Raw genomic sequence first — 26,260 nt, forward strand, 5'->3', positions numbered from 1 at the left:
CTCGCGACGGGGGTTCGATGTGCGGAGGGTTCTCCTCGGGCAGGGTGGGGTCATGATCACCGTTGATCGACTCACCAAGATCTACGGCCCCTACACGGCCGTCGACGACGTCAGCTTCGTCTGCCAGCCCGGACGGGTGACCGGCTTCCTCGGTCCCAACGGCGCGGGCAAGACCACCACCATGCGCGTCATGGTCGGCCTGACCCTGCCCACGCGGGGCCAGGTGACCATCGGCGGTCTGCGCTACCACGACATCCCCAACCCGGGCCGTCACGTCGGCACGCTGCTCGACGCCTCGGCGCAGCACGTCGGCCGCACCGGCCGCGAGATCCTGACCATCGCCGCCAAGACGATGGGTCTGCCGAGCAGCCGGGTCGACGAGATGCTGGCGCTGGTCGGCCTCAACGACCAGGAGGCGGGCCGCCGGCTGCGCAACTACTCCCTCGGCATGAAGCAGCGCCTCGGCATCGCCCACGCGCTGCTGGGCGACCCGTCGGTGCTGATCCTCGACGAGCCCGCCAACGGCCTCGACCCGGCCGGCATCCGCTGGATGCGCGGTCTGCTCAAGGGCTACGCCGACCGTGGCGGCACGGTGCTGCTCTCCAGCCACCTGCTCCACGAGGTCGAGCAGATCGCCGACGAGATGATCCTCATCGGTCGCGGCCGGATCGTCGCCCAGGGCGACCGCGAGACGCTGCTCGCGGGCGCCAACGGGACGCCGGTCACGATGGTCACCTCGCTCGACAACGCCACGCTGGGCGGTGCGCTGAGCGCGGCCGGCCACGGCGTCGAGCCGGCCGGCCCCGGCCTCAAGGTGCAGGCCTCGCCCGAGCAGGTCGGGCGGATCGCGCTCACCGCGGGCGTCGTCCTCACCGACCTCCGGTCCGGCGGCGCCGGCCTGGAGGACCTGTTCCTCGAGCTGACCTCGGCCACGGCCCGCGAGGCCGTCCCGGGCTTCGGCGCCCCGACCCCCGGAGGTATCCCGGCATGAGCACGACCGTTCCCACCCTCGACGTCTCCGGTACGCCGCGCACGCCGCTGAGCCGGCTGGTCAGCGTCGAGTTCCGCAAGGCGGTCGACACCCGCGCCGGCTTCTGGTTCGCGAGCTCGATCGTCGGCCTGGTGCTCGTCGTCCTGCTCATCTTCACCCTCGTCGCGCCCGCCGGGAACAAGGACTTCGGCGACCTGCTGCAGGTGGCCGGCGGGGTCCTCGGCTACTTCCTGCCGATCCTCATCGTCATGCTGGTGACCAGCGAGCAGTCGCAGCGCAACGGGCTCGTCACGTTCACCCTCGAGCCGAAGCGCTCGCGGGTCGTGGTGGCGAAGTTCCTCGCCGGCATCGCGCTGGCCGCCCTGGTGATGGTGCTCGCCGCGCTGCTCGCCGCGCTGTTCACCGGATTCGTCGCGATCGGTGGCGGTTCGCCGGAGTGGGCGGTCGAGGGCACGCTCGTCTTCAACAGCTTCATCCTGGCCAACCTGTTCGGCATCTTCATCGGCTTCGCGATCTCCATGCTGCTGATGAACACGCCCGCCGGCATCGTCGTCTACTTCATCTACAGCCTGGTGCTGCCGATCGCGGTCGGCATCCTCGGGGGGCTCAGCTCGGGCTTCCACGACGTCGCGCCCTGGATCGAGTTCAACACCGCCCAGACCCCGCTGTTCAGCGGTGACTTCCGGCCCTCGGCCGAGGAGTGGGCGCAGATCGCGACCAGTGGCTTCGTCTGGCTCGTCCTGCCGCTGTTCCTGGGCATCCAGCGCCTGCTGCGGATCGAGTTCAAGTAAGCCCCACCCCGGCGCTTCACCGAAGATTGCCGGACACGTCACCGTGGCGGAGCCTGCGCGTAGCGGACTCCGCCACGGTCGTCTTCGTGGGCAACGGCATTCGGCGACAGCACCACGGTCGGCCTGGGTGATCCCGTGCCCGGTGGGGGCTGGCGGGGTTGGGCGCGGCTGCTGGTCGAGTCGCTGCCGGCGCTTGGTCGACGGCGGCGCGACGCTGATGACGGTGCGGTGGCACGACCACGGCGCGGTGCTGGGGCGGCCGCGGGTGGTGGTCCGGCCGATGCAGGAGCGGATCGCCGTCCTCAACGAGGTCGACGACGAGCTCTATGCGACGTACGGCGGCCTGCGCCTCGACCTCGCTCTGCGCCCCGAGGTCACCGACCGCGCCTGCTGGTCGATCGACCGCTTCCACCCGTTCGAGCGCGGGCATCGGGCGCTCGCCCGGGCGTGGGCGGAGCGGCTGCGCGAGGCGGGCTTCGAGCTGCCGCTGCCGGGGCTGGACCCGTGCGGCGGCTGCCCGCCGGGCCGGCGGCGCGACGTCGCCTGGATGGTGACCGAGGGCGCGCCGTGGTTCGGACGACGGGCGCGGGACCTCGGCCCCTGGGCGGTACGCCGGGCGCTCGCGGTCGCGCGCTGAGGTGCCGGTAGTTTGGGCGCCATGAGCACCCGCGAGGACGGCCGCGCCGACGACGAGCTGCGCCCCATCACGATCACCCGCAACTGGCTCGACCACCCGGCGGGATCGGTGCTGATCGAGTTCGGGCGGACCCGCGTGCTGTGTGCCGCGTCGGCGTCCGAGGGCGTGCCGCGGTGGCGCAAGGGCTCGGGCCTCGGCTGGGTGACGGCGGAGTACGCGATGCTCCCCGCGTCGACCAACACGCGCTCCGACCGCGAGTCGGTCAAGGGCCGCATCGGCGGGCGCACCCACGAGATCAGCCGGCTGATCGGTCGGTCGCTGCGCGCGGTCATCGACTACAAGGCGCTCGGCGAGAACACCATCCAGATCGACTGCGACGTGCTCCAGGCCGACGGTGGCACCCGCACCGCCGCCATCACCGGCGCCTACGTCGCCCTGGCCGATGCCTGCGCCAAGCTCGGCGTGCCCCAGGCGCTGACCGGCTCGGTCGCCGCGGTCAGCGTCGGCATCATCGACGGCGTCCCGCGCCTCGACCTGCCGTATGTCGAGGACGTGCGCGCCGAGACCGACATGAACGTCGTGATGACCGGCGCCGGCGCCTTCGTCGAGGTCCAGGGCACCGCCGAGGGCGCGCCCTTCGACCGCGCCGAGCTCGACGCCCTGCTCTCGCTCGCCGAGAAGGGCTGCGCCGACCTGACCCGGCTGCAGCTGGCGGCGCGCGCGTGAAGGTCCTCGTCGCCTCGCGCAACGCCAAGAAGCTCGAGGAGATGCGCCGGATCCTCGCCGAGCACATGACCACCGTCGAGGTCGTCGGGCTCGACGACGTCACGCCGTTCGACGAGCCGGTCGAGGACCAGCCCACCTTCGAGGGCAACGCCCTCCTCAAGGCCCGCGCCGGCGTCGTCGCCACCGGCCTGCCCACCCTCGCCGACGACTCGGGCCTCTGCGTCGACGCCCTCAACGGCATGCCCGGGGTGCTTTCCGCGCGCTGGTCCGGCCCAGCGCTGGGCTCGAAGGACGGGCAGGACGACCGCAACAACGAGCTGCTCCTCGCGCAGCTCAACGACGTCCCCGACGAGCGTCGTACGGCGCACTTCGCGTGCGCCGTCGCCCTGGTCCTCCCCGACGGGCGCGAGCTCGTCGTCGAGGGCCGGATGGACGGCCGGGTGATCCGCGAGGTGCGGGGGAGCGGCGGCTTCGGCTACGACGTCCTCTTCGTCGCCGACGACCGGCCCGGCCTCACCACCGCCGAGCTCTCGCGCGAGGACAAGGACGCCATCTCCCACCGCGGCCGTGCGCTGCGGGAGATCGCGCCGCTGGTCGCGGACCTGCTGGCCTGACCCTCTGCCGACGATCCGGCGCCGCCGCCACGGACGCCGCCACGGGCTCGCGGCAGCGTTGCCGCCTTGGCCTTCCCCGGCTTCGTCATGCGGGTTACCGTCCCCGCCTCGGGAGGCACCCGCCTTCCCCTATCCGGGATGGGAGCAGGCAATGAAGAAGCTGATGATGAAGGTCGCGTGCACGGCTGCGCTGGCGGCGTCGACGGTGCTGACGCCGGTGGTGACGGGCGCCATGAGCGCCGACGCGGCCACGCTGTGCACGCACAACTGGGTCGCGGTCGGCTTGTGGCAACAGACCTCTACGCCGCAGGTCGCCGCGACCAACACCTGCGGGAATATGTGGTCGGTCGAGACGGAGTATTGGGACGACGACGTCAGGGGGCAGTACAAGCAGAACGGCGTCTGGACCAACAGCCAGGCCGGGTGGAAGAAGACGACCACCGACCCGGCGGCGAAGGAGATCGTCCTCGACCTGAAGGACGGTGAGCCGCTGCGCGCGTGGCTTCGCTGGGGGCCGCGCCAGGGCGTCCTGCTCTGGTACTAGGGCCGACCACGGGAGCCGAGGCACGGGAGATCCGATGGCCGAATCCGCATGGGCGGCGGGCTTTTCGAGGGTGATCCTGGCTGGCCTGGTGACGGGTCTGCTGGTGGTGTCGGGGTGCAGCTCCGACCCGACCGGCAGACCAACCAAGCCGGCCAAGGCCGACAGCGCTGCCACCCGTGGTGGCGCTGTCGACCCGCAGGTGCTGGACGATGTCGCGGCCACGCTGTTCCCGGCCCCGGGGCCGAGTGTGCGCCGGATGATGCGGGTGTCGACCTTCATCGGCGACTTCATCGTCATCGCCTGCGGGGCGACCGAGCGTCCGTCGATCGATCGGACCGTGGAACGCGCCGAGCAGGACGTGTTCCCTGATCTGGAGCTGATCCGCACGAAGGGACTCGTCGAGAAGGACCCCCGGGTGGATCGGGAGGGGAACCCCCTCCCGCTGCCAGGCCTGCGGCAGGGGTGTGACGCCCGCTCGAAGGGCAATCTGTTCGAGCGGGTGCCCTCGCGTATTGACGCGATGCATCTGCGCGAGCCGTGGGATGACGTGGTCGCGACCGTGGAGCAGGATCCGAGTGTGGTGGCCTTGAAGGCACCCTTCGCGCAGTGCCTGCGCAAGGGCACCAAGGGCACGGGCGTCGTGGTCTCGAACGAGGACCCGGCGCCGACCTTCCTCACACAGACGGACCTGGCCTACGCGCGTCACAAGATATCGACGCGCGACCGGGAGCGCCGGATACCCAGGCTCTACGTGAAATGCGGAAGGCGGTACTTCGCCCGCACCCAGGCGCTCCTGGAGGCGCGGCGGCCGGCGATGATCGAGCGGCACCGTGAGCTGCTGGAGCGGTTCGCCCGTGAGCTCGTCGCGATCGGATATGTCCCGTGAGCGGGCGGATGTGGGGCTGGCAGGAGCGAACGTTCGCGGTCGAGCTCGTGGTTCCGGGCCAGGCGGGGGGATCCGATGGCTGATTCCACCTGGGGGATGTCGAAGCTGCTCCTGGCGGGCCTGGTGACGGGTCTGCTGGTGGTGTCGGGGTGCAGTTCCGACACCACCGGCAGACCGACCACGCCGACGAAGGCCGACAGCGCGGCCACCGGTGGTGGCGCTGTCGACCCGCAGGTGCTGGACGATGTCGCGGCCATGGTGTTCCCGGCCCCGGGGCCGAGCGTGCGCCGGATGATGCGGGTGTCGAACTTCATCGGCGACTTCATCAGCATCACCTGCGGGTCCACGGAGCGTCTGTCCATCGATCGGACCCTGGAACGATTCGAACAGGACGTGTTCCCTGATCTGGAGCTGATCCGTACCAAGGGATTCGTCGAAGTGAACCCCCGAGCCGATCGGAAGGGGAATGTCTCCCCGCCGCCGGGCTTCCGGAAGGGTTGCGACGCCCGTTCGAAGGGCAATCTGTTCGAGCGGGTGCCCTCGCGAAATGACGCGATGAATCTGCGCGAGCCGTGGGACGACGTGGTGACGACCGTGGAGCAGGATCCGAGTGTGGTGGCCTTGAAGGCACCCTTCGCGCAGTGCCTGCGCAAGGGCACCAAGGGCACCGGCATCGTGGTCTCGAACGAGGACCCGGCGCCGACCTTCCTCTCGCAGTCGGACCTGGCCTCGTATCTCGGAAAGTTGACCGTTCGCGAGAACAAACGCCTGATTCCGCGGCTGTACGTGCGGTGCGGAAGGCGGTACTTCGCCCGCACCCAGGCGCTCCTGGAGGCGCGGCGGCCGGCGATGATCGAGCGGCACCGTGAGCTGCTGGAGCGGTTCGCCCGTGAGCTCGTCGCGATCGGATATGTCCCGTGAGCGGGGCGGACGCGGGCTGGCAGGGGCGCCGGTTCGCGATGACGGTGCTCGGTGGCGTCGTGGTCTCCTTGGCCTTGCTCGCGGTGCTGCTGGCGACGGCGACGACGCCGGGGCAGGCGCGCGCCCAGCGCGCGATTCCCGACCTGCCGCCGCCGACGATGGCGGTCACGGGCGGCTCGCGTGCGGGGGTGCTGGCGCTTCCCCGCGGGGCGATCGCGACCGACGGGGACGGCCGCACCTGGGTGCGCGTGTGGACCGGTCGTCGCTCACACCGGGTGCAGGTGCACGAGGTGCGCTCCGATCTGCCGCAGCTGGCCGAGGTGACCGGGGATGGCCTGCGGGCCGGCGACCTGGTCGAGCTCGTCGCCCCGGACGAGGCGGACGCTCCGCCCCGCATCGGTGCGTGAGCCGGATGAGTGGAGAGGTGGCCGGCACGGTGAGCGGATCGTTGGTGGCGTTGCGAGGGGTGGGCATGGAGGTCTCGGAGCCCGTCGCGACCCGGATCCTGCACCCTTTGGACCTCGACATCGCGGCCGCGACGGCGGTCGCGGTCGTGGGCCCGTCGGGCGCAGGCAAGACGACCTTGGCCTCCCTGATCGGGGCGCTGCAGCAGCCGACCGAGGGCAGCTATCGCTTCGATGGCAAGGAGATCGCAGGCATGTCCAGGGCGGGGCTCGCCGAGTTCCGCGCGCGCGACGTGGGCTTCGTCTTCCAACACTCTCACCTGATCGAGGAGCGCAGCGTGACGGCCAATGTGGAGCTCGGCCTGGTCGGCGCCGACCTGTCCCGCGCCGAACGCGCCGACCTGTGCACCACCGCCCTGGAGTGGGTGGGGCTGGCGGCTCTCGCGGCGCGGCGCAGCGGATTCCTCTCGGGCGGGGAGCGGCATCGGGTCGCGATCGCCCGGGCACTGGTCAAGTCACCGCGTCTGATCATCGCCGACGAGCCGACGGCGGCGCTGGACCAGGAGACCGGGCGCGGAATCCTCGAGCTGCTGGCGAATGCGACGGTCCACGGCGCCACGGTGATCCTGGTGACCCACGATCCCCGCGCCGCCGAGTACGTCGACGCGGTGCACCGCATCGTCGACGGCCGCCTCGTCGATGAGGCGCACTCATGACGTGGCGGCGCAGGATCGAGACGATCCGTCGGATGGCCGCGGACGCCGCGGCGTCGCTGCTGCTGCGCCCCGGCCACACGATCGGGATGATCGCCGGGATCACGCTCGGCGTCGCCGGTGTCGTCGGCATCGTGGTGATCGCCGACACCCAGCAGGTGCAGATCGATCGGCAGTTCGACCTGCAACGCTCCGACCGGGTCGTGGTGCGCTCCTTCTCGCCGACCCAGGCCGGATTCGACCCCCAGCGGGTGGCCGCGGTGGAGGAGCTGGAGCCGGTGGTCGACGCGGGGGAGTTCTCGATCTGGTCCGGTGCGGTGACCGTCTCCCGGACGGACGGCGCGGCGCGCAGCAGCCGCCCGCTGCTCGTCGTCGATGCGGCGGGGCTGCGTGCCACCGACACACGTGTCGTCGCGGGTGCCCCGGGCGACGACCTCGCGGCGGCGCGGGGGCCCGTCGCCTGGATCGGCGAGCGCCTCGCGCAGGACCTCGGGGTGGCCCCGGGTTCCGATCTCGCCGACACCCGGGTGCTGGTCCGCGGCATCCCGTTCGAGGTGGCCGGGATCGTCGCCAACGACGACGGATTCGGCTACGCGTCGTCCGGCGTCCTGGTCTCGCGTCCGACCGCGGTGGCCGTCCTGGGCGGCGCCGGAGAGAACGTCCGCGTCATCGCCCATGTGCGCCCGGGATCGGCGAGCGCCGTCGGCGACAACATGGTCGCCGGGCTCGACCCCCACCGCGAGCTGACGCTGGAGGACGTGACCCCGCCCGACGGGAAGATCCTGCTCAGCAAGGTCGGATCCGACCTGCGCCGGATCGGAGCGGCTCTCGGTGGCTTCATGGGCCTGGTCGGCATGATCACCGTCGCCAACACGCTGATGATGGCCGTCTACCAGCGCCGCCGCGAACTCGGTCTCCGCTCCGCGATGGGTTGGAAGCGCCGCCGCATCGGGGTCCTCGTCCTCACCGAGTCCGCGACCGCCGGCATCGTGGCGAGCATCCTCGGCGTCGGCCTGGGGCTCGGCGTCGCGGCGATCTGGAGCCATCTCCAGCACTGGGAGCTGATCCTCGCCCCGTGGCTTCCCCTCGCCGCCATCGGCGCGGGACTCACCGCGAGCCTCGTCGGCGGCCTCATCCCCGCCTACCTCGCAGCGTCGACGCCACCCATGACAGCCATGCGCTCGTAGCGCGTTCGGTGCCGAAGGCGGGACTCGAACCCGCACACCCGAAGGCACAGGTACCTAAAACCTGCGTGTCTGCCAGTTCCACCACTCCGGCGTGAGCGGCACGAGTCTAGGGTGACCTCCATGACGATCGACGACCTGGTCGCGACCTACGAGGACCTCCATCGCCACCCCGAGCTCGGTCACCAGGAGCATCGCACCGCAGGCGTCGTCGCCGACCGCCTCCGCGCCCTCGGATACGACGTCACGACGGGCGTCGGCATCACCGGCGTGGTGGGCGTCCTGGAGCGGGGGAGCGGGCCGACCGTGCTGCTGCGGGCCGACATGGACGGGCTGCCGGTGCTCGAGCGGACCGGGTTGCCCTACGCGAGCACCGCCACCACCGAGACGGCCGCCGGCGAGACGGTCCCCGTCATGCACGCCTGCGGGCACGACGTCCACGTGACCTGCCTGCTCGGCGCGGCGGCGGAGCTGGCCGCGGCGAGCGACTGGAGCGGCCGGCTGCTGCTGGTGTTCCAGCCCAACGAGGAGGGCGGCAACGGAGCGCAGAGCATGGTCGACGACGGGCTGTTCGACCGCTTCGGCACGCCGGACGTCGTCCTCGGGCAGCATGTCGCGCCGATGCCGGTCGGCATCCTCGGGGTGACGGCCGGGCCGGCGTTCGCGGCGTCTGACAGCCTGCGGATCACGCTGCACGGCGCGGGCGGGCACGGCTCGCGGCCCGAGGCGACGGTCGACCCGATCGTGCTCGGCGCCGCCGTGGTGCTGCGGCTGCAGACGGTGGTGTCGCGCGAGGTCGCGGCGAGCGAGACCGCGGTCGTGACGGTCGGGTCCTTCCACGCGGGTACGGCGTCGAATGTCATCCCCGACCGGGCGACCCTCGACGTCAACATCCGCACCACCGACCCGCGCGTGCGCGCCAAGGTCCTGGCCGCGATCGAGCGGATCGTCCGCGGCGAGGCCGCGGCGGCGGGCGCGCCGACCGAGCCGGAGATCGTGGCGATCAGCTCGTTCCCGGCGGTGGTCAACGACGCCGCCGCCTGCGCCCGTGCGTCGGAGGCGTTCGCCGCCGCCGGGCGCTTCCTGGTCGTCGACCCCGGCTCGGTCACCGGCAGCGAGGACGTCGGGATCCTCGCCGATGCCGCCGGCGCGCCCTGCGCCTACTGGCTGCTCGGCGGCACCGACCCGGCCCTCTTCGCGGGGGCGACCACGATCGACCAGATCCGCGCGGTCATCGACGACCTGCCGTCCAACCACTCGCCGCGCTTCGCGCCGTCCGCCCGTCCGGCGATCGAGTCCGGCGTCGCCGCACTCGTCGCGGGTGCCCGCGCCTGGCTGGCCTGAGCCGCCGGTGAAAACGACGAACCCCGCCACGGCCGAGGCCGGGCGGGGTTCGCGCGCGTCAGGCGAGGGTCACTCGGACCAGCGCCAGGTGCTGAGGATCTGGTCGAACTTCTGGAGCACCGCGTTGTCGCCCTCGCGCAGCGACACGGTGATCGAGTAGCCCTTGTCGCCGTTGATGACGAGGTAGGAGCGCTGGCTGACCTTCACGTCGCTGTCGTTGGTGCGCGCGATGTCGACGCCGAGGGCGGTCTGGCCGCCGATGGTGGTGTCGGCGATGTCGGTGACCTGGGCGGAGCTGTCGCCCTGGGTGAGGGCGGTCTTCCAGTTGTCCTTGAGGTCGTTGGGGTCGGTGCTGCCGTAGGACGACTGCGTCTCGACGATCACGTTGCCGCGCGCGGTGTTGAAGGTGTCGCCCCAGAGGAACACCTTGTCGAGGGTGGTCAGGCCCGGGTTCTGCTTCACGAAGTCGGCGGTGCCGTCGTTCCAGCCCGTCGGGATCTGCACCGTGTAGCCGAGGCCGGTGATGGTCGGTCCGCCGATGTCGGGGACGTCGGTGCCGCTGTCGGTCGGGGTGTCGGTGCCGTCGGTCGAGCCGGTGGTCGGGCCGTCGGTGGTCTTCTCGGTCTTGGTGTCGTCGGCCTTCTTGTCGCTGCCGTTGCCGGACAGCGCGACGATGCCGATGATGCCGCCGACGATGACGACCAGCGCGAGCACGATCGCGCCGACGATCAGGCCGGTCTTGCTCTTCTTCGGCGCCTGGGGCTGCTGCGACCAGCCGCCGCCGGGGTAGGTCGGCGCGCCGTAGCCCGCGCCACCGGCCTGGGCCGGGTGCGGCGGCGACATGATCGGCTGCGGCGAGCTCATCGGGGGCGCCATCGGCGAGTTGATCGGGGAGGTCATCGGCGCGGGCGGCGGCGGCACCGGCTGCGCGGGCGCCGTCCCTCCGGGCCCGTACGACGGCGGCGCGGCCGTGCCGGCGTCCGGGTCGAGGCCGCTGACCAGGGACTCGGGGACCTTGCCCAGCGCGTAGCCCAGGACGGCGAGCGCCCACTGGCAGCCGCGGACGTCGGCGCTGCCGCGGTCGCGGGCCAGCCGCTGGCCGGCCGACTCGACGGCGTCGCCCGGGCTGGCGCCGCTGTCGAGCATGGTCACCATGCCGTCGAGCGCGCCGAGCCGGACGGCGTCGGTGAGGAGGTTGATCGTCCCGCTCGAGGCCTGGCCCTCGTCGAGGTAGTCGTCGAGCGAGCCGCGGAAGGCGGCGGCGTCACGGAACAGGTCGGTCCCGTGGTCGCGGGCGAGGTCGGCGAGCGCCTGATGGAGCGTCATGGTTGTCCTTCTCTAGCGGGGCTGTGGTCAGGCGGGCGTGGCGACGCCGAGGTCCTTGCGGAGCTTCGCCACGTGTCCGGTCGCCTTGACGTTGTACTGCGCGAGCTCGATCCGACCGTCGGTGCCGACCACGAAGGTGGAGCGGATGACGCCCTGGACGAGCTTGCCGTAGAGCTTCTTCTCGCCGTAGGCGCCGTAGGCCTTATGGGTGGCCAGGTCGGTGTCGGAGAGCAGGGTGATGGTGAGGCCGTCGCGCTCGCGGAACTTGGCGAGCTTGGCCGGCGCGTCCTTGGAGATCCCGACCACCGTGTAGCCCGCCGCCTGCAGCGCGTCGAGGGAGTCGGTGAAGTCGCAGGCCTGCTTGGTGCAGCCGGGGGTCATCGCGGCCGGGTAGAAGTAGACGATGACCTTGCGGCCCTCGCCGAGCAGCCCGGCGAGGCTGACCTCGGTGCCCTCGTCGGAGAGCAGGGTGAAGTCGGGAGCGGTGTCGCCGGGGGCGAGGCGGGTCTGGTCGCTCATGGGGTGCCAACTCCTGACAGGGTTGCGTTGTTGCAAACGGCATGCAATAAGGTGGACGTGCTCGTGACCATCTAACTACCCCGGCGTCGGTGATCTGAACTCCGGATCGAGTGGAGGAGCAACCATGCACGTCCCGGACGGATTCCTCGACGCCCCCACGTCGGTGGCCACCGGCGTCGTCGCGGCCGTCGGCGTCGGCCTCGCGCTGGGCAAGGCGCGCTCCGAGCTGGACGACCGGACGGCCCCCATGGCGGGCCTCGTCGCGGCGTTCGTGTTCGCCGGCCAGATGATCAACTTCCCCGTCGGCGCGGGCACCAGCGGCCACCTGCTCGGCGGCGCCCTCGCTGCCGTCCTGGTCGGCCCGTGGACCGGCATGCTGTGCATCAGCGTCGTCCTCCTCGTCCAAGGCCTGTTCATGGCCGACGGCGGGCTCACCGCGCTCGGCACCAACATCACGCTGATGGGCGTCGTCGGCGTCGTCGTCGGCTACGGCGTCTTCCGGCTCGCCCTCGCCGTGCTCCCCAAGCGGGTGCGCTCGGTGCCGCTGGCCGCCGCGGTCGGGGCCCTGGTCTCGGTGCCGACGGCGGCCGCGGCCTTCAGCCTGCTCTTCGCGATCGGCGGCACCGCCGACATCGCGCCCGGCAAGGTGTTCGCCGCGATGGTCGGCTGGCATGTCGTCATCGGCATCGGCGAGGCGATCATCACCGGCCTGGTGATCAGCGCCGTCGTCGCGTCGCGGCCCGACCTGGTGCGCGGCGCGCGCGGGCTCGCCGGACGACGCACCCTCGTGACCGAGGAGGTCTCCGCGTGAAGAACCGCCGCTTCCTGCTCGCCGGACTGCTCGTCGCGCTGCTCATCGCCGGCGTCGGCAGCTACTACGCCAGCAGCCACCCCGACGGGCTCAACTACGTGGCCGAGCAGACGGGCTTCATCGAGCACGAGAAGAAGCCGGTCGACACGGGCAGTCCGTTCCAGGGCTACAGCACCGAGGGTGTGCACGACGCGCGCCTGAGCGGGGGGATCGCGGGCGTGGCCGGCGTCTTGCTGACGCTCGGCATCGGCGGCGGTCTGTTCTGGGTCCTGCGCCGGCGCACGCCGGCCGAGCAGCGGGACTGACGCGTGGGCGCCGGGCACGGCCATCGGCTGCACTTCCACGGACACTCGGTGGTGCACCGCGCCCCGGCGCACCTGAAGATCCTGCTGCTGCTCGGGTTCGTGCTCGTCGTGGTGGCCACGCCGCGCGAGTGGTACCCGGTCTTCGCCGGCTACCTCGCGCTCGTCGTGGCGGTCGTGCTGGCCGCACGGGTGCCGCTGTCGTACCTCCTGCCGCGGATGGTCATCGAGGTCCCCTTCCTGCTCTTCGCGGCGCTGGTGCCGTTCGTGGCGGAGGGCCCGCGCGTCGTCGTAGCGCTGGGCGGCGGGCTCGAGCTCTCGCTGTCCGAGCACGGCCTGCTCGCCGCCTGGGGGCTGGTCGCGAAGGGCACGCTCGGCGTGCTGGCCTCGCTCACCCTGGCCGCCACCACCGAGCCCACCGACGTGCTGCGCGGCCTCCAGCGGCTGCGCTTCCCCGATCTGCTCGTGCAGATCATGGGCTTCATGATCCGCTATGTCGACGTCGTCACCGGCGACCTCGGGCGGATGGTCACCGCGATGCGCTCGCGCGGCGTCGACCCGCGGTCGCCGCGGCACTGGCCCGCGCTGGCGCGTACGCTCGGGGCGCTGTTCGTGAGGTCCTACGAGAGGGGCGAGCGGGTGCATCTGGCCATGTTGTCCCGGGGGTACGACGGAAAGCTCCCGGAGGCGGTCCGGTGACGCCGGTGCTCGACGTCCAGCGCCTCGCCTTCGCCTACCCCGACGGCCACCAGGCGCTCTTCGGCGTCGACCTCCATGTGCACGCCGGCGAGCGGGTCGCGCTGCTCGGCCCCAACGGCGCCGGCAAGACCACGCTGGTGCTCCACCTCAACGGCATCCTGTCCGGCGAGACCGGCCACGGCGAGGGCCGGGTCGCGGTGAGCGGCCTGCCGGTCACCAAGAAGAACCTGCTCGAGATCCGGCGGCGGGTCGGCATCGTCTTCCAGGACCCCGACGACCAGCTGTTCATGGGCTCGGTCCGGGCCGACGTCGCCTTCGGGCCGGCCAACCTCGGCCTCAAGGGCGCCGCGCTCGAGCGGCGGGTGATGGACGCGCTCGACCGGGTCGGCATGGCCGACTTCGCCGACCGCCCGCCCCACCACCTCTCCTTCGGGCAGCGCCGACGGGTGGCGGTGGCGACCGTGCTGGCGATGGAGCCGGAGATCCTGGTCCTCGACGAGCCCAGCTCGAACCTCGACCCGGCCTCGCGCCGCGAGCTCGCCGACATCCTGCGCAGCCTCGACGTGACGCTGCTGATGGTCACCCACGACCTGCCCTACGCGCTCGAGCTCTGCCCGCGCGCGGTGGTGCTCAGCGACGGCAAGGTCGTGGCCGACGGCAGGACCTACGACGTCCTCACCGACGAGGCCCTGATGCATGCCCACCGGCTGGAACTCCCCTGGGGGTTCGACCCGCGCACCATCGCGGTTGATAGCCTGCCCGGGTGAGTGAGACTCCCTCTGACATCGAGCGTGAGATCGAGGAGGCGCGCGAGCGCCTCGCGGGCACGATCGACCAGCTGCTCTACCGATCGCACCCCAAGACGATCGTGAGTCGCGAGGTGGCGCAGGTGAAGGCGCACTACATCGACGTCGAGACGGGCGAGCCCCGCACCGACAACATCCTCAAGACCGTGGGTGTGATCGTCGGCGTGATCGCGCTGGGCGTCGTCCTGCGCAAGATCACCAACTAGGACTCAGCGCCCCCGTGTCCGACAAGACCCCCATCAAGATGCTGCACGACCGCATCTTGTGCGAGACCGACACCGAGGCCGGCGAGCGCCGGTCCTCGGGCGGCATCGTCATCCCGGCGACCGCCGCGATGGGAGCCCGGCGCCTGGCCTGGTCACGCGTCGTCGCCGTCGGCCCGCACTGTCGGGCCGTCGTCGCCGGCGACAGGGTGCTCTACGACCCCGAGGACAAGGCCGAGGTCGAGGTCTCCGGCGACGTCTACGTCGTCATGCGCGAGCGCGACATCCACGCAGTGGCCGCCGACCGGCTCGCCGACGAGGCCGCCGGCCTCTACCTCTGAGCGCGCTCCCGCGCCGCGCGGTGTGACGTAACGCACGCCGCGTGCACCTCGTTGCACGCGATGTGCGCACCCCCCGCCTGCTGACGCTGCTCGCCGCCGCCCTCGTGGCGCCGACCCTGGCCGCGGCCGGGCCCGCGCACACCGCCGCGCCCACCGCTGCCGCTGCTGCGCCCGCACCGACGTACCGCGCGAAGATCCGGATCACGAAGCACGGCATCCCGCACATCACCGCGCGTGACTGGGGCTCGCTCGGCTACGGCAGCGGCTACGCGACCGCGAGCTCGTCGATCTGCAACCTCGCCGACACCGTCCTGACCGCGCGCGGGCAGCGCTCGCGCTACCTCGGCCCGAACGGCCGCTACCGCGACGGCGTCTCGATGGACGCCAGCAACCTGCAGATCGACGCCTTCGTCACCGACCTACGCAACCGCCGGGTCGTCGAGCACCTGCTGGCCTCGCCGGCCGGCCCGAGTGACCGAGCGCGGACCATGGTCAAGGGCTACACCGCCGGCATCAACCGGTGGCTGCGCGACCACCGGATCACCGATCCCGCCTGCCGCCGGCAGTCGTGGATCAAGCCGAACGCCACCGAGATCGACCTCTGGTACGGCGTCTACCTGGCCAACCAGATCGCGTCCTCGGGGGTGTTCGTCAAAGAGATCGTCGAGGCCGACCCGCCGACGCCGCAGGACCCGGGCCTGCCCGACCTCGGGATCGACCTGCCGCTTCCGACGACGAAGGCGGAGGTGCCGGCGTACGCCGCGAAGGTCGACCGCGAGGCCCTGCTCCGCTCGCTCGGCCGCGACAGCGACTTCGGCTCGAACGCGACCGCCATCGGCAGCCAGGGCAGCTCGACCGGCCGCGGCCTGCTGCTCGGCAACCCGCACTTCCCGTGGGTGGGTCGCTACAAGTTCACCCAGCAGCACCTCACCATCCCAGGCAGGTACGACGTCGCGGGCGCGTCGCTGATCGGCTCGCCCGCCGTCAACATCGGCTGGAACAAGGACGTCGCGTGGAGCCACACGGTCTCGACGGCCTACCGGTTCACGCCGTACGAGTACCTCACGGTCGGCCCCGGCCCGATGTACCTGACCGCGAACGGTCTGTTGAGGAAGTCCGAGCAGCGCTGGGTCACGATCGCGACGAAGCAGCCGGACGGCTCGATCAAGAACGTCCGCGAGGATCTCTGGCGCACGCCGCAGGGCTATGTCATCGACAGCCCGTCGCAGTTCATGGGCTGGTCGCCGACGAGCTTCTGGGCGATCCGGGACGCCAACGCCGAGCATCTGCGCACCATCGACACGTTCCTCGGCATGGGCGAGGCGACCAGCGCCCGCGACCTGCTCCGCCGCCAGGACGCCGGTGGCGGGATGCCGTGGGTCAACACGACCGCCGCGGACCGGCGCGGCGAGGTCCTGTACGCCGACCACAGCGTCGTCCCCAACGTCCCGGACGCGCTCGTCAACCGCTGCCTGACGCCCGTGGGCCTCCTGCTCAAGACCGTCGCCGGCCTGCCGGGCCTCAACGGCCTGCTCGCCGACGGCGCCTGCGCCTGGGGCACCGACCCCGACGCCCAGCGCCCCGGCATCCTCGGCCCGTCGCACCTGCCGGCCGTCGTCCGCCGGGACTGGGTGATGAACGCCAACGACTCGTACTGGACGCCCAACGACAAGGTCCGGCTCGAGGGCTACGCGTCGATCATCGGCTGCGAGAAGTGCGAGCGGACGATGCGGACCCGCATGGTGTCGCAGTACGTCATCGACCGGCTGCGCGCGGGCAAGGAGACGCCGGCCTCGCTGCGCGGCCACGAGTACGAGAACCGGGTGCGCGCCGCCGAGGTGATGCGCGCCGGAGGCCGGCTCGACGAGGCGTGCGCGAAGACGGGGGAGACCCGCGCCTGTGCGGTGCTGAAGGCCTGGGACGGCCACTCCGACGCGACCTCGGTCGGCTATCACCTGTTCGAGGAGTTCGTGAAGCGTGCCCCCACCCGCGGCAACCTGTGGCAGGTCACCTTCGACGCGAAGGATCCGTTCAACACGCCGCGCGACATGAAGACCGACGCGGGCGTGGTCAAGGCACTGCAGGCCGCGATCGACGCCGTACGCAAGGCGGGCGTGCGCTTCGACGCCACCTGGGGGTCGCTGCAGGTCGCCGGCGACCGCGGCGCCCCGCCGTACCCGCTCGGGGGTGGGGACGGCGACCTCGCCGGCAACGCCAACGCCCTCGCGTCGGAGCACCCGGCCGCCAACACCGGGCGCTACAAGCCGATCAGCTACGGCTCGTCGCACATCCAGGCGGTCTCGTACCTCGCCGACGGGCGGGTCGACGCGCGCACCATCCTCACCTACAGCCAGTACGAGAACCCGCGCTCGCCGTGGTCGTCGGACCAGACCCGGCTCTACTCGAAGGAGCGCTGGGTGCGCTTCCCGTGGACGGCGAAGCAGGTGCGGGCCGCGCTGGTGCGCACGATCACGCTGCGGGGGCGCTGATCGCGCTGACCCGACCGCTACTCTCGACGCGTCCGGAGACGAGAGCGAGGACGAGGTGGCGAAGGCGTCGGGGCGCGACCAGCGCGCCCCCATGGAGCGGCTGGTGCGCATCGCGGCGGTGCTGCGCGCCGCGGGCGACGACGGCGTACGCCGTGACCGGCTCCTCGAGATCGCGGGCTTCGTCGGAGCCGACGGGCCGACCCAGCTCAGCCGCGAGCTGCGCCACCTCAACCGCCTGGGCTGGCTGATCGACAATGTCGCCGAGAAGGGCGACGACGCGCTCTACCGGATGACGACGGTCGACAACCGGTTGCGCGTCCGGCTCACGCCCGAGCAGCAGTCGGCGCTGCGGCGCGCGGTGCTGCTGGCCGATCGCGACGACCTGGTCGAGCGGCTGGGGCTGCCCGACGAGGCGCGTCCGGCGGAAGTCACGCCGCCGGTCCCGGTCGTCGGCGGTACGGCAGAGGCCGCGCTGTCCGAGGTGGTCCGCGCGGTGCGCGACCGCTGCGTGCTGCGCTTCGGCTACAAGGGCACGCCGCGCGTCGTCCACCCCGAGTCGCTGCGCACCCAAAACGGCATCTGGCACCTGCGCGGCATCGAGGACGCCGTCCTCGCCGACGGGGGACCGGTCAAGACGTTCGTGGTGGCCCGGATGTCCGCGCCCGAGGCCGGACCCGCGGGGTCGGCGGCGCGGGTCGACGCGGTTCGCCACACCGGCCTCCACCCGATGACCTGGCAGCTCGACCCGCCGGTCGACGTGGCGCTGCGTACGCCGGCCCGCTTCGAGCCCGACGTACGACGGTGGCTCGGCGAGCCGCTCGGGGTCGAGGCCGACGGCGACGACCATGACCAGGTGGTGCTGACCTATCGCGTCACCAATCGCGAGGCGCTGCGGGCGCGGCTCTACGAGCTCGGCACCCGGGTGACCGTGCTCGGGCCGCAGGAGGTCCGCGACGAGCTGGTCGCGGCGCTGGCCGCCGCCGCGGGCGTGGGGGAGGCGTCATGAGCGAGATCCCGCGCTACGCCGCCCGGATCGCCCGGCTGCCGCGCGTCTTCGAGCGCCTGGCCGCCCACCCCGACGGCCTCCCGCTGGCCGATCTCGCGGCCGATCTCGACGTCCCCGTCGCCGAGCTGCGCGACGACCTGCTCGCCTTCTACACCGCCGACGTCTCCTCCGACTGGCTGCTCGGCCTGACCCGGCCCGACGTCCTGGAGTTCCTCGGCGCCGACGGCGACGACGTCGACCCCAACGAGGCCGAGGTGGTGCGCTTCGTCGAGGAGACCGGCGAGCTCGGCGTCGAGTACGTCGACGCCGCCGAGCTCGCCCTCGTCCACACCGCCGCGCTCGCGCTGCTCGACATGGAGCCCGACAACGCCGACCTCGCCTCCGCGATCGAGGTGCTCACCGAGACCATGCTCGGCGTCCCGGGCGACCTGCCGCAGGTCCCCGACTGGAACCGCTCGCTCCCGCTGCTGCAGGAGGCCCGCGAGACCCGCCGCGCCGCGCGGATCGTCTACTCGCGCGCCTGGTCGCCGGGCGTCTCCGAGCGGGAGATCGAGCCCTACAGCCTGGTCCAGACCCGCCGCGGCTGGGAGGTCGACGCCGGGCCGCCCGACGCACAGGGCCGGCTGCGGACCTACCTGCTCTCCAACATCCGCGAGGTCCGGCTGCTCGATCGGACCTTCGACGTCCCGGACGGGCTGCCGGCGCTCCTCGACGCGCAGCGGGTCACCACGACGGTGCGCGTGCTGCTCCCGCAGGACGCCCGCTGGGCCGCCGACTTCTACGCCGAACGGGTCACCTTCGTCCAGGACGACGAGCAGGAGGTCGTCGTCGACCTCGACCTACTGCCGCCGCTGGAGAAGCGCGTCGGCATGCTGCTGCTCGCGGCCGGGCCGACGGCGTTCGTCGTCGAGCCGGCCGAGCTGCAGGACGCCGGCGTGGTGCTGGCCGAGGAGCTGCTCGTCCACCACGCGCGCTAGCCGGTCTGCCTCGGCCCGGTACGACGGGTGACCGGCCAGCAGGAGATCAGCCGCGTTCCACGTGCTCCTTGAGCTGGCCCAGCACGGTCGCCCAGTTCTGCTGCGCCTCCTCGGCGTCCTCGCCCTCGAGCAGCGTCTGCTCCAGCGTGACCTGGGTGCTCTCGCCGTCGTCGCGCAGGCTCCAGACGAGCCGGTGGTGGTTCTCCTCGGTGTCCGGACGGCCCGAGAGCGGGCTGTAGTGGGTGACCACCAGCCGGATGCCGGGGTCGACCTCCAGGACGGTTCCGGTGTCGGCGAACGCGCGGCCCTCGTACTCGCCGCGCCAGGCGATCGGTGATCCCGGCTGCCAGGTCGTGTCGACGTCCGCCCCGAACATGAACGCACGGATCTGTTCGGGCTCGGTGAGGGCCTGCCACACCTGGGCGGGGGAGGCGGAGACCTGGACGGTGGTCATGGCGCTCTGCTCGGTCATGCCCGGCCGGTACCCGGAACCGCGGGACGCACCCGTCGTGCCGGTACAGTCGGGAGTGCAGCTCAAGACGCGGGCCGCGTCATCGGGGTCCCCCTGACCCCGGCCCGCAGGAGTACCCGTGTCCGAGCATGTCCCTGTCCTCGTCGCCGTCGAAGGCGTCCCCGTCCCCGCGCTCCTGCTCAAGTGGAGCCGCGAGCGGCTCAAGGCGCTGGTCACTCTCGAGCTCGAGGGCCACGTCGAGACCCGTTGGGTGGCCGCCGAGCAGGTCACCGTCCCCGACTGAGGCAGGCGGGCTACTCCGCGGACGCCTCGGCCAGGAACCGCTCGTTCGCCGTCTCCACGACCTCCTGCGCGATCGCGCGCAGCTTGAGGTTGCTCGTCGACGACGCCCGCACGAGGAACTGGAAGGCGCGGTCCTCGGGGATCCGATAGCGCTCCATGATGATGCCGACCGCCGTCCCGATGGCCTGGCGCGAGGCGACCGACTCGTTGAGCTGGTGCTCGTGCCGGGCGCGGCCGAGGGCGATCGCAGCGTGGGCGGCGAACAGCTCGGCGAGCTGGATGGCGTCCGGGTCGACGCCGGCCGCGTAGGAGTAGAGGTTCAGGCCGCCGAGCGTGCCGGACTCGGTGAACAGCTGCAGGCCCATCTGCGCCCGCAGGCCGCGCGCGGAGGCCTCCGCGACGTACCGGGGCCAGCGGGTCTCGGTCGCGACGTCGTGGAGGACGGTGACGCCGCCGTGCCGGATCGCGTCGTAGCAGGGGCCTTCGTGCAGCTTGTACTGCAGCTCGTCGATCTCCCAGACGAGCGGACCGGTGCCGGCGCGGGTCTCGATCGTGCCGTTGCCGTGGGTGATCGAGATGCCGACATGCTCGAAGCCGGGCACCGTCTGCTGGGCGGCGCGGACGATCGCGTCGAGGGTGTCGTCGAGCGAACGGTGGCTGTTGATCGCCCGCGCGGCGTCGGTCAGGGCCGTCGCGACGGGACTGCTGTCGAGGGACACGGAGACCTCCTGGGATGGATGGTCCCGTCGGTACCCCGGCGCGGGGCGATCAGCCCGTCAGCACCTTCGGGCACTTGCTGCAGTGGATGTAGAGCTCGCAGAGAGCTAGCATGCAGCCGACCGGCGTCCCGTCGAGCACGAGCGGCACCCGCTCGGTGTGCACGAAGCGTGAGCCCTTCACCAGGACCGCGCTGGTCGCGCCCGGGTCGGCGGCCAGCAGCGCCTCGACCAGCGCAGCCGCCTCGGGCGCGGACGCCGCCGCGTGGATCCGGTCGTCGGGCAGCCCGGCGGCCGTGGCCGCGCGCCGTACGACGGGCTCGGACGGGCCGATGAACACCAGGTCGGTGGCGGAGGAGCCGGCCTTGGTGCCGACGGTCGTGTGCATCGCCTCGGTCCAGTCGCCGAGCTCGCGCATCTCACCGAGGACCGCGATCCGCCGGTCCTCCGGGAAGGTGGACAGTGTGTCGAGCGCGGCCAGCATCGAGTCGGGGCTGCCGTTGTAGCTGTCGTCGATGAGCCGCATCGCGCCGTCGCGGATCGTCGACACCGACGCCCGGCCCTCGGAGCCGGGGAAGGTGGCGAGGAGGGCGACCGCGTCGGCGGCGGGGATGCCGCGCTCGACGGCGATCGCGACCGCGGAGGCGACGGTGCCGCCGAAGTGCCGTCCCACGAGCGGGAAGGTGAACGGCAGGCTCTCGCCGCCGACGTGGACGACGCCCGTCGTGGCGGACTCGGTCACGGCGACGTCGCTCACCCGGACGTCGGCGTCGGCGGCCGTGCCGAAGGTGACGACCCGCGTCGTGGCCGGGCGGTCGAGCCGGCCGACGGCGTCGAGCAGGATCGGGTCGTCGGCGTTGACGAACCACACGCCGTCGGGCGCGACGCCGGTGAACAGCGAGACCTTCTCGTCGGCCAGCGCCTCGCGGGAGCCGAAGTTGCCGAGGTGGGCGAAGCCGACATTGGTGACCAGCGCGGCCCGCGGCCGGACCAGGCGGACCAGCGCGGCGATCTCGCCCGGGTGGTTGGTGCCGATCTCGGCGACCAGGTCGGTGTACGACGCGTCGAGGCTCAGCAGCGTCAGCGGCACGCCGAGGTGGTTGTTGAAGCTCTTCGGGCTGCTCAGCACCGGCCGGCTCGCGGCGAGCAGGTGGGTGAGCAGGTTCTTGGTGGTGGTCTTGCCGACGCTGCCGGTCACGGCCAGCGCGTCGACGTCGTAGTGCTGCCGGACCGCGCCTCCCGCGGCCTGCAGCGCCTCGAGCGTGTCGGGCACCGAGATCACCTCGACGCCGTCGACGGGAGGCGTGTAGGGCTTGCTGACGACGACGGCGCCCGCACCCGCGCGGACCGCGTCGTCGAGGAAGTCGTGGCCGTCGCGCGCGCCGACGAGCGCGAAGAAGACCGAGCCGGGGCCGACCTCGGTGCTGTTGGTCGTGGCCGGTCCGGCGAGGACGGCCGCGGTCAGGGCGGACAGCGTGGTGGCATCGATCACGGTCCGGACCTCGCGCATCTCTCAGGGCCTGAAACGACAAGAAGCCCGGTCCTCGGGACTGGGCTTCTCTGTCTTGTACGCCATCAGGGACTCGAACCCCGAACCCGCTGATTAAGAGTCAGCTGCTCTGCCAATTGAGCTAATGGCGCTTGCGTCGAACGCGAGATGAAACATTACCAGCGTACGTCCGAACGGGCGAAATCGGCATCGCATCAGCGCGTCTCGAGCACCGCCTGTGCCGCGTTGTGGCCGCCCAGCCCGGACACCGCGCCGCCCCTCCGGGCACCCGATCCGCACAGGACGACGGACTCGTGATCGGTCTGCACGCCCCACCGCTCGGCGGGGGACTCGAGCCGGGTGTGGTGCGGCGCCCAGGGCCAGTCGAGGTCGCCGTGGAAGATGTGGCCGCCGGGCATGGCGAGGTCGGCCTCGATCTCCTGAGGGATCTTCGCCTCGATGCAGGGGGCGCCGGAGGCGTCGCGCAGGACGACGTCGTCGATCGGCTCGGCGAGGACGGCGTCGAGCGAGGCGATCGCGCGGCGGACGGCCTCGGCCTTGGTGGCCACCGGGTCCTTCTCGAAGAGCGTGGCCGGCGTGTGCAGCCCGAAGTAGGTGAGCGTGTGGGTGCCGGGCGGGACGTCGCCGAGGATCGACGGGTCGGTGAGGGAGTGGCAGTAGACCTCGCCCGGCAGCGGGTCCGGCAGCTCGCCCCGCGTCGCCGCGGCCCACCCGACCTCGAGCTCGGAGGCCGACTCGGCGAGGTGGAGCGTGCCGGCGAACGCGACCGTCGGGTCGACGCCGGAGCGCAGCCGCGGCAGCCGGGACAGCAGCAGGTTGATCTTGAGCTGGGCGCCCTGCGGCTTGGTGGTGGGGTCCTCGCCCTCGCCGAGCAGGATCCGCAGCACCCACGGCGCGACGTTCGCCAGCACCGACGTCGCCTCGACGGTGTGCTCGCGCGCGCCGTCGTGCCAGGTGACCTCGGCGCCGCCGGCGCCCGGCCGGATCGCGCTCACGCCCGCGCCGGTCACGATCGTCGCGTCCGCGTCGAGCGCCGCCTTCGCGAGGGCGTCGGTGACCGCACCCATCCCGCCGACGGGGACGCGCCACTCGCCGGTGCCGTTGCCGATCAGGTGGTAGAGGAAGCAGCGGTTCTGCACCAGCGAGCGGTCGTGGAGCGAGGCGAAGGTGCCGATGAGCGCGTCGGTGCCGACGACCCCGCGGACCAGGTCGTCGCGGAACCGGCGCCCGATCGCCTCGCCGATCGGGCGCTCGACGACGTCGGCCCAGACCTGGGGGTCGACGCCCTCGCGCATCGCGAGGTCGGTGACCAGCGGCTCGGTGAGGGTGGGGGCGACCCGCTCGGCGAGCCCGGCCACGCCGGCGTAGAAGGCCCGCCAGGCGTCGTACTCGTCGTCGCTGCCGGTGAGCTCGCGGAAGGACGTCCGCGTCGCCTCGCCCTCGCTGCGCTCGACGAGCAGCCCGGTGGCGCGGCCCGCGCGCACCGTCGGTGAGTACGACGCCGTGGCCCGGCTGACCAGGTCGAGGTCGAGGCCGAGGTCGCTCATCACCTGCTGGGGGAGGAGCGAGACCAGGTAGGAGTAGCGGGAGAGGCGGGTCGGGAAGCCCGGGAACGCCTGCGCGGAGATCGCCGCGCCGCCGACGTGGTCGAGGCGCTCGAGGACGAGGACCGAGAGCCCGGCGCGGGCGAGGTAGGCGGCAGCGGTGAGGCCGTTGTGGCCGGCGCCGACGACGACGGCGTCGTAGCGGGTCATGTCCCGACCCTAGAGGCCCCCGGCCTCTGGCGGAATGATCGGCGCACTGTTATGGTTGACATGGCAACTAACCCACTGGCCCACCTGGAGGTGGCTGCAATGCCCGCGATCACCGTCGACGACCTCACTGTCCTGCCGCGTCTGAAGACGCCCGGCCTCGGCGACCAGCCGCGCCCGGTCTGGCAGGTCACCACTGCTCCGCAGGGCTATGAGGGGGAGGGCTTCCCGGTGCGGCGTGCGTTCGCCGGCATCGACATGGCGCGCCTCGACCCGTTCATCATGATGGACCAGATGGGCGAGGTGGAGTACGCGCCCGGTGAGCCCAAGGGCACGCCGTGGCACCCGCACCGCGGCTTCGAGACCGTCACCTACATCATCGACGGCACCTTCGACCACCAGGACAGCCACGGTGGCGGCGGCACGATCACCAACGGCGACACGCAGTGGATGACGGCCGGCAGCGGGCTCCTCCACATCGAGGCGCCGCCGGAGTGGCTGGTCCAGCAGGGCGGCCTCTTCCACGGCATCCAGCTCTGGGTGAACCTGCCGCGCGACTCGAAGATGAACGACCCGCGCTACCAGGACATCCGTTCCGGGCAGGTCGCGCTGATGACCAGCGACGACGCCGGCACGCTGGTCCGCGTGATCGCGGGCAGCGTCGACGGTCACGACGGCCCCGGCTCGACGTACACGCCGATGTCGCTGGTGCACGCCACCCTCGAGCCCGGCGCCAAGCTCGACCTGCCGTGGCAGGTCGACTACAACGCGCTCGTCTACGTCCTCAACGGCTCCGGCGCGGTCGGCACCACCGACCCGCAGCCGATCCGGATGGGCCAGTCCGCCGTCATGGGTGCCGGCGACTTCCTCACCATCGCCGCCGACGGGACGCAGGAGAGCCGCTCGCCGAAGCTCGACGTCATCGTCGTCGGCGGGCAGCCGATCCGCGAGCCGATCGCGTGGGCCGGGCCGTTCGTGATGAACACCAAGGCCGAGGTGATGGCCGCCTACGAGGACTTCCAGAAGGGGCGCTTCGGGCTGCCGATCGGCGGCTAGAGCCTCTTCTCGAAGAAGGCCTCGGCGTAGGGGTTGTCGTTGTAGCGCTCGATCCGGGTGTAGCCGGCGCGCTCGTACATCGCGATCGCCTCGCGCAGGGTCCCGTTGGTGTCGAGGACGACGCGACGGTGGCCGTGCGCGGCGGCGAGCCCCTCGAGGTGACGCAGCATCCGCGCGCCGAGACCGGCTCCGCGCCAGTCGCCGTGGACCCACATCCGCTTGATCTCGGCGGTCTCGTCGTCGAGGACCGGCCGGATGCCGCCGTAGGCGACCGGCTCGCCGTCCGACATCGCCACGACGTACGTCGAGCCGGGGTCGGGCGCGTCGGGACCGCCCGGGTCGAAGCCGCCGGGGAAGCGGGCGTCGAGCTCGGCGACATAGCGCCGGGTCGCCTCGCGGGCGTCGGGGTGGTCGGCCGCGACTTCGTACAGCCGGACCGTCGCCGCGCGCACCAGCAGGTCGGCCGTCGCCAGCGCCTCGGCGAGCCGCTCGCGCTGGCGAGTGGTGAGGGGCGCGACGAGGGTGGCCGCGCGGTCCTCGGAACGGCGGTCGAGGTCGTCGTACGCCGTCCGGCCGGCGGGTGTCAGCTCGACCACCCGCCGCCGGCGGTCGGCGGGGTCGGGCGCGGTCGCGACCAGGCCCTCGCCCTCGAGTCGGCGCAGCAGTCGCGAGAGGTGGCCGGAGTCGAGCTCGAGGCGGTCGCGCAGCGCCCGCACGCTCACCCCCTCGTCGCTGCCGACCTCGAACAGCAGCCGCGACACCGCCAGCGGCCGCCCGCTGCCGAGGAAGGACTCGTCGAGCACGCCGATGCGCTGGGTGTAGGTCCGGTTGAAGCGGCGCAGCACGTCGGTGAGCATTCTCTGACCTTAGTCAGAGACCTGAGGTGTGTCGATCTGGAGTGATCTGCCCCGATCTGCCTCCGGCCTGATCTAGGGTGCTCTCCCGGGCAGACGCCCCGGGAGAGAGCGGGTCATCGCGATGAACTGGTTCACCTGGACCGTGATCGTGCTCGGCGTGCTGCTGGTCGGCTCCACCGTGGTGTCGATCGTGCGGCCGCGCCGCGCGACGATCGACGACGACGCCAAGCTGCGCGAGAAGAACCACGCCGAGGGGATGTACCGCGGCGGCACCCTGGGCGGCTTCGGGCCCGGCAACATGCCGGGCGGTGGCACGGGCGGGATGTAGCGCCGGCTCCGTCCGAGACGCCGGACCAGCAGCGAGGCCCGGCCCCGACCTGTC

31 protein-coding genes and 2 tRNA genes are annotated in these 26,260 nt (G+C 72.1%); 24 read left to right on the forward strand and 9 right to left on the reverse strand.

Going from position 1 to position 26,260, the window contains the following annotated elements; translation table 11 throughout:
- Nucleotides 1-52: 52 nt before the first annotated feature.
- From AB4880_RS01690 to AB4880_RS01740, 11 genes are all read left to right on the forward strand, one after another.
- Nucleotides 53-991: an ABC transporter ATP-binding protein gene (locus AB4880_RS01690; protein ID WP_367917467.1), complete on the forward strand. Its 939-nt coding sequence runs from the start codon at nt 53-55 to the stop codon at nt 989-991.
- Complete coding sequence (locus tag AB4880_RS01695) at nt 988-1,782, forward strand: ABC transporter permease subunit (protein ID WP_367917468.1); 795 nt, start codon at nt 988-990, stop codon at nt 1,780-1,782. Before AB4880_RS01690 ends, AB4880_RS01695 begins: the two co-directional genes overlap by 4 nt.
- 223 nt (nt 1,783-2,005) lie before the next feature.
- Nucleotides 2,006-2,419, forward strand: a complete 414-nt coding sequence (locus AB4880_RS01700) for an SGNH/GDSL hydrolase family protein (protein ID WP_367917469.1) — start codon at nt 2,006-2,008, stop codon at nt 2,417-2,419.
- Nucleotides 2,420-2,440: 21 nt separating this feature from the next.
- Nucleotides 2,441-3,145 (forward strand): ribonuclease PH, encoded by a 705-nt coding sequence (rph, locus tag AB4880_RS01705; protein WP_367917470.1) that lies wholly within the window; start codon nt 2,441-2,443, stop codon nt 3,143-3,145.
- The gene (rdgB, locus tag AB4880_RS01710) at nt 3,142-3,759 is read left to right on the forward strand and encodes an RdgB/HAM1 family non-canonical purine NTP pyrophosphatase (protein WP_367917471.1); all 618 of its coding nucleotides are present in this window, start codon (nt 3,142-3,144) and stop codon (nt 3,757-3,759) included. The genes rph and rdgB overlap by 4 nt, the downstream gene beginning before the upstream one ends.
- A 151-nt stretch (nt 3,760-3,910) precedes the next feature.
- Nucleotides 3,911-4,303, forward strand: a complete 393-nt coding sequence (locus tag AB4880_RS01715) for a hypothetical protein (RefSeq protein ID WP_367917472.1) — start codon at nt 3,911-3,913, stop codon at nt 4,301-4,303.
- A gap of 34 nt (nt 4,304-4,337) precedes the next feature.
- Nucleotides 4,338-5,189 (forward strand): hypothetical protein, encoded by an 852-nt coding sequence (locus tag AB4880_RS01720; RefSeq protein ID WP_367917473.1) that lies wholly within the window; start codon nt 4,338-4,340, stop codon nt 5,187-5,189.
- Between the two features lie 75 nt (nt 5,190-5,264).
- On the forward strand, nt 5,265-6,110 hold the full coding sequence (locus tag AB4880_RS01725) for a hypothetical protein (RefSeq protein ID WP_367917474.1): 846 nt from the start codon (nt 5,265-5,267) through the stop codon (nt 6,108-6,110).
- Nucleotides 6,107-6,517, forward strand: coding sequence for a hypothetical protein (locus AB4880_RS01730; protein WP_367917475.1), 411 nt, complete (start codon nt 6,107-6,109; stop codon nt 6,515-6,517). Before AB4880_RS01725 ends, AB4880_RS01730 begins: the two co-directional genes overlap by 4 nt.
- Nucleotides 6,518-6,534: 17 nt before the next feature.
- Nucleotides 6,535-7,230, forward strand: a complete 696-nt coding sequence (locus AB4880_RS01735; RefSeq protein WP_367917476.1) for an ABC transporter ATP-binding protein — start codon at nt 6,535-6,537, stop codon at nt 7,228-7,230.
- 32 nt (nt 7,231-7,262) lie between these two features.
- Nucleotides 7,263-8,414 carry an ABC transporter permease gene (locus AB4880_RS01740; protein WP_367917477.1) on the forward strand — a complete coding sequence of 384 codons (1,152 nt, stop codon included), beginning with the start codon at nt 7,263-7,265 and terminating at the stop codon, nt 8,412-8,414.
- Nucleotides 8,415-8,423: 9 nt separating this feature from the next.
- On the opposite strand, the gene AB4880_RS01745 is transcribed toward AB4880_RS01740, so the two are convergent.
- A tRNA-Leu gene (locus AB4880_RS01745) sits at nt 8,424-8,505 on the reverse strand.
- Nucleotides 8,506-8,534: 29 nt separating this feature from the next.
- On the opposite strand from AB4880_RS01745, the gene AB4880_RS01750 reads away from it, so the two are divergent.
- The gene (locus tag AB4880_RS01750; RefSeq protein WP_367917478.1) at nt 8,535-9,755 is read left to right on the forward strand and encodes an amidohydrolase; all 1,221 of its coding nucleotides are present in this window, start codon (nt 8,535-8,537) and stop codon (nt 9,753-9,755) included.
- Nucleotides 9,756-9,824: 69 nt separating this feature from the next.
- On the opposite strand, the gene AB4880_RS01755 is transcribed toward AB4880_RS01750, so the two are convergent.
- Together AB4880_RS01755 and bcp are read right to left on the reverse strand one after the other, a co-directional pair.
- The gene (locus AB4880_RS01755; protein WP_367917479.1) at nt 9,825-11,081 is read right to left on the reverse strand and encodes a hypothetical protein; all 1,257 of its coding nucleotides are present in this window, start codon (nt 11,079-11,081) and stop codon (nt 9,825-9,827) included.
- 27 nt (nt 11,082-11,108) lie between these two features.
- Nucleotides 11,109-11,600 (reverse strand): thioredoxin-dependent thiol peroxidase, encoded by a 492-nt coding sequence (gene bcp, locus AB4880_RS01760; RefSeq protein WP_367917480.1) that lies wholly within the window; start codon nt 11,598-11,600, stop codon nt 11,109-11,111.
- Nucleotides 11,601-11,724: 124 nt separating this feature from the next.
- Here bcp and AB4880_RS01765 point away from each other — a divergent pair, with 124 nt between their 5' ends.
- The 9 genes from AB4880_RS01765 (at nt 11,725) to AB4880_RS01805 (ending at nt 19,234) form a co-directional block, all read left to right on the forward strand.
- Complete coding sequence (locus AB4880_RS01765) at nt 11,725-12,411, forward strand: energy-coupling factor ABC transporter permease (protein WP_367917481.1); 687 nt, start codon at nt 11,725-11,727, stop codon at nt 12,409-12,411.
- Nucleotides 12,408-12,716: a PDGLE domain-containing protein gene (locus tag AB4880_RS01770; RefSeq protein ID WP_367917482.1), complete on the forward strand. Its 309-nt coding sequence runs from the start codon at nt 12,408-12,410 to the stop codon at nt 12,714-12,716. The genes AB4880_RS01765 and AB4880_RS01770 overlap by 4 nt, the downstream gene beginning before the upstream one ends.
- A gap of 3 nt (nt 12,717-12,719) precedes the next feature.
- The gene (cbiQ, locus tag AB4880_RS01775; protein WP_367917483.1) at nt 12,720-13,412 is read left to right on the forward strand and encodes a cobalt ECF transporter T component CbiQ; all 693 of its coding nucleotides are present in this window, start codon (nt 12,720-12,722) and stop codon (nt 13,410-13,412) included.
- Nucleotides 13,409-14,179: an energy-coupling factor ABC transporter ATP-binding protein gene (locus AB4880_RS01780; RefSeq protein WP_367917484.1), complete on the forward strand. Its 771-nt coding sequence runs from the start codon at nt 13,409-13,411 to the stop codon at nt 14,177-14,179. Before cbiQ ends, AB4880_RS01780 begins: the two co-directional genes overlap by 4 nt.
- Nucleotides 14,176-14,424 (forward strand): DUF3618 domain-containing protein, encoded by a 249-nt coding sequence (locus AB4880_RS01785; protein ID WP_367917485.1) that lies wholly within the window; start codon nt 14,176-14,178, stop codon nt 14,422-14,424. Before AB4880_RS01780 ends, AB4880_RS01785 begins: the two co-directional genes overlap by 4 nt.
- Before the next feature lie 38 nt (nt 14,425-14,462).
- Nucleotides 14,463-14,762, forward strand: coding sequence for a GroES family chaperonin (locus AB4880_RS01790; protein WP_367917832.1), 300 nt, complete (start codon nt 14,463-14,465; stop codon nt 14,760-14,762).
- 62 nt (nt 14,763-14,824) lie between these two features.
- On the forward strand, nt 14,825-17,251 hold the full coding sequence (locus tag AB4880_RS01795; RefSeq protein WP_367917486.1) for a penicillin acylase family protein: 2,427 nt from the start codon (nt 14,825-14,827) through the stop codon (nt 17,249-17,251).
- A 55-nt stretch (nt 17,252-17,306) separates the two neighbouring features.
- Entirely contained in the window at nt 17,307-18,257 is a 951-nt protein-coding gene (locus tag AB4880_RS01800; RefSeq protein ID WP_367917487.1) for a WYL domain-containing protein, read from the forward strand.
- A complete protein-coding gene (locus AB4880_RS01805; RefSeq protein WP_367917488.1) occupies nt 18,254-19,234 on the forward strand; it encodes a helix-turn-helix transcriptional regulator in 981 nt (326 codons plus the stop codon). The genes AB4880_RS01800 and AB4880_RS01805 overlap by 4 nt, the downstream gene beginning before the upstream one ends.
- 46 nt (nt 19,235-19,280) lie before the next feature.
- Here AB4880_RS01805 and AB4880_RS01810 read toward each other — a convergent pair whose 3' ends face one another.
- Nucleotides 19,281-19,706 (reverse strand): SRPBCC domain-containing protein, encoded by a 426-nt coding sequence (locus AB4880_RS01810; protein WP_367917489.1) that lies wholly within the window; start codon nt 19,704-19,706, stop codon nt 19,281-19,283.
- A gap of 118 nt (nt 19,707-19,824) precedes the next feature.
- Between AB4880_RS01810 and AB4880_RS01815 the strand changes: the two genes are divergently transcribed.
- Complete coding sequence (locus tag AB4880_RS01815) at nt 19,825-19,989, forward strand: hypothetical protein (RefSeq protein ID WP_367917490.1); 165 nt, start codon at nt 19,825-19,827, stop codon at nt 19,987-19,989.
- A gap of 10 nt (nt 19,990-19,999) precedes the next feature.
- Here the strand turns inward: AB4880_RS01815 and AB4880_RS01820 are convergent, their stop codons facing one another.
- The 4 genes from AB4880_RS01820 to AB4880_RS01835 form a co-directional block, all read right to left on the reverse strand.
- Nucleotides 20,000-20,707, reverse strand: coding sequence for a GAF and ANTAR domain-containing protein (locus tag AB4880_RS01820; RefSeq protein WP_367917491.1), 708 nt, complete (start codon nt 20,705-20,707; stop codon nt 20,000-20,002).
- 49 nt (nt 20,708-20,756) lie between these two features.
- Nucleotides 20,757-22,196, reverse strand: a complete 1,440-nt coding sequence (locus AB4880_RS01825) for a UDP-N-acetylmuramoyl-tripeptide--D-alanyl-D-alanine ligase (protein WP_367917492.1) — start codon at nt 22,194-22,196, stop codon at nt 20,757-20,759.
- A gap of 76 nt (nt 22,197-22,272) precedes the next feature.
- Nucleotides 22,273-22,345, reverse strand: a tRNA-Lys gene (locus AB4880_RS01830).
- A gap of 63 nt (nt 22,346-22,408) precedes the next feature.
- A complete protein-coding gene (locus AB4880_RS01835; RefSeq protein WP_367917493.1) occupies nt 22,409-23,968 on the reverse strand; it encodes a phytoene desaturase family protein in 1,560 nt (519 codons plus the stop codon).
- Between the two features lie 99 nt (nt 23,969-24,067).
- Here AB4880_RS01835 and AB4880_RS01840 point away from each other — a divergent pair, with 99 nt between their 5' ends.
- Nucleotides 24,068-25,021: a pirin family protein gene (locus AB4880_RS01840; protein ID WP_367917494.1), complete on the forward strand. Its 954-nt coding sequence runs from the start codon at nt 24,068-24,070 to the stop codon at nt 25,019-25,021.
- Here AB4880_RS01840 and AB4880_RS01845 read toward each other — a convergent pair.
- Complete coding sequence (locus tag AB4880_RS01845; protein ID WP_367917495.1) at nt 25,018-25,878, reverse strand: bifunctional helix-turn-helix transcriptional regulator/GNAT family N-acetyltransferase; 861 nt, start codon at nt 25,876-25,878, stop codon at nt 25,018-25,020. The two genes, AB4880_RS01840 and AB4880_RS01845, sit on opposite strands and share 4 nt — an antisense overlap.
- A 121-nt stretch (nt 25,879-25,999) precedes the next feature.
- Here AB4880_RS01845 and AB4880_RS01850 point away from each other — a divergent pair, with 121 nt between their 5' ends.
- A complete protein-coding gene (locus AB4880_RS01850) occupies nt 26,000-26,206 on the forward strand; it encodes a hypothetical protein (RefSeq protein WP_367917496.1) in 207 nt (68 codons plus the stop codon).
- The last annotated feature ends 54 nt before the right edge of the window (nt 26,207-26,260 follow it).

The organism is Nocardioides ginsengisoli (genome assembly GCF_039537225.1).
Lineage (GTDB): Bacteria > Actinomycetota > Actinomycetes > Propionibacteriales > Nocardioidaceae > Nocardioides > Nocardioides ginsengisoli.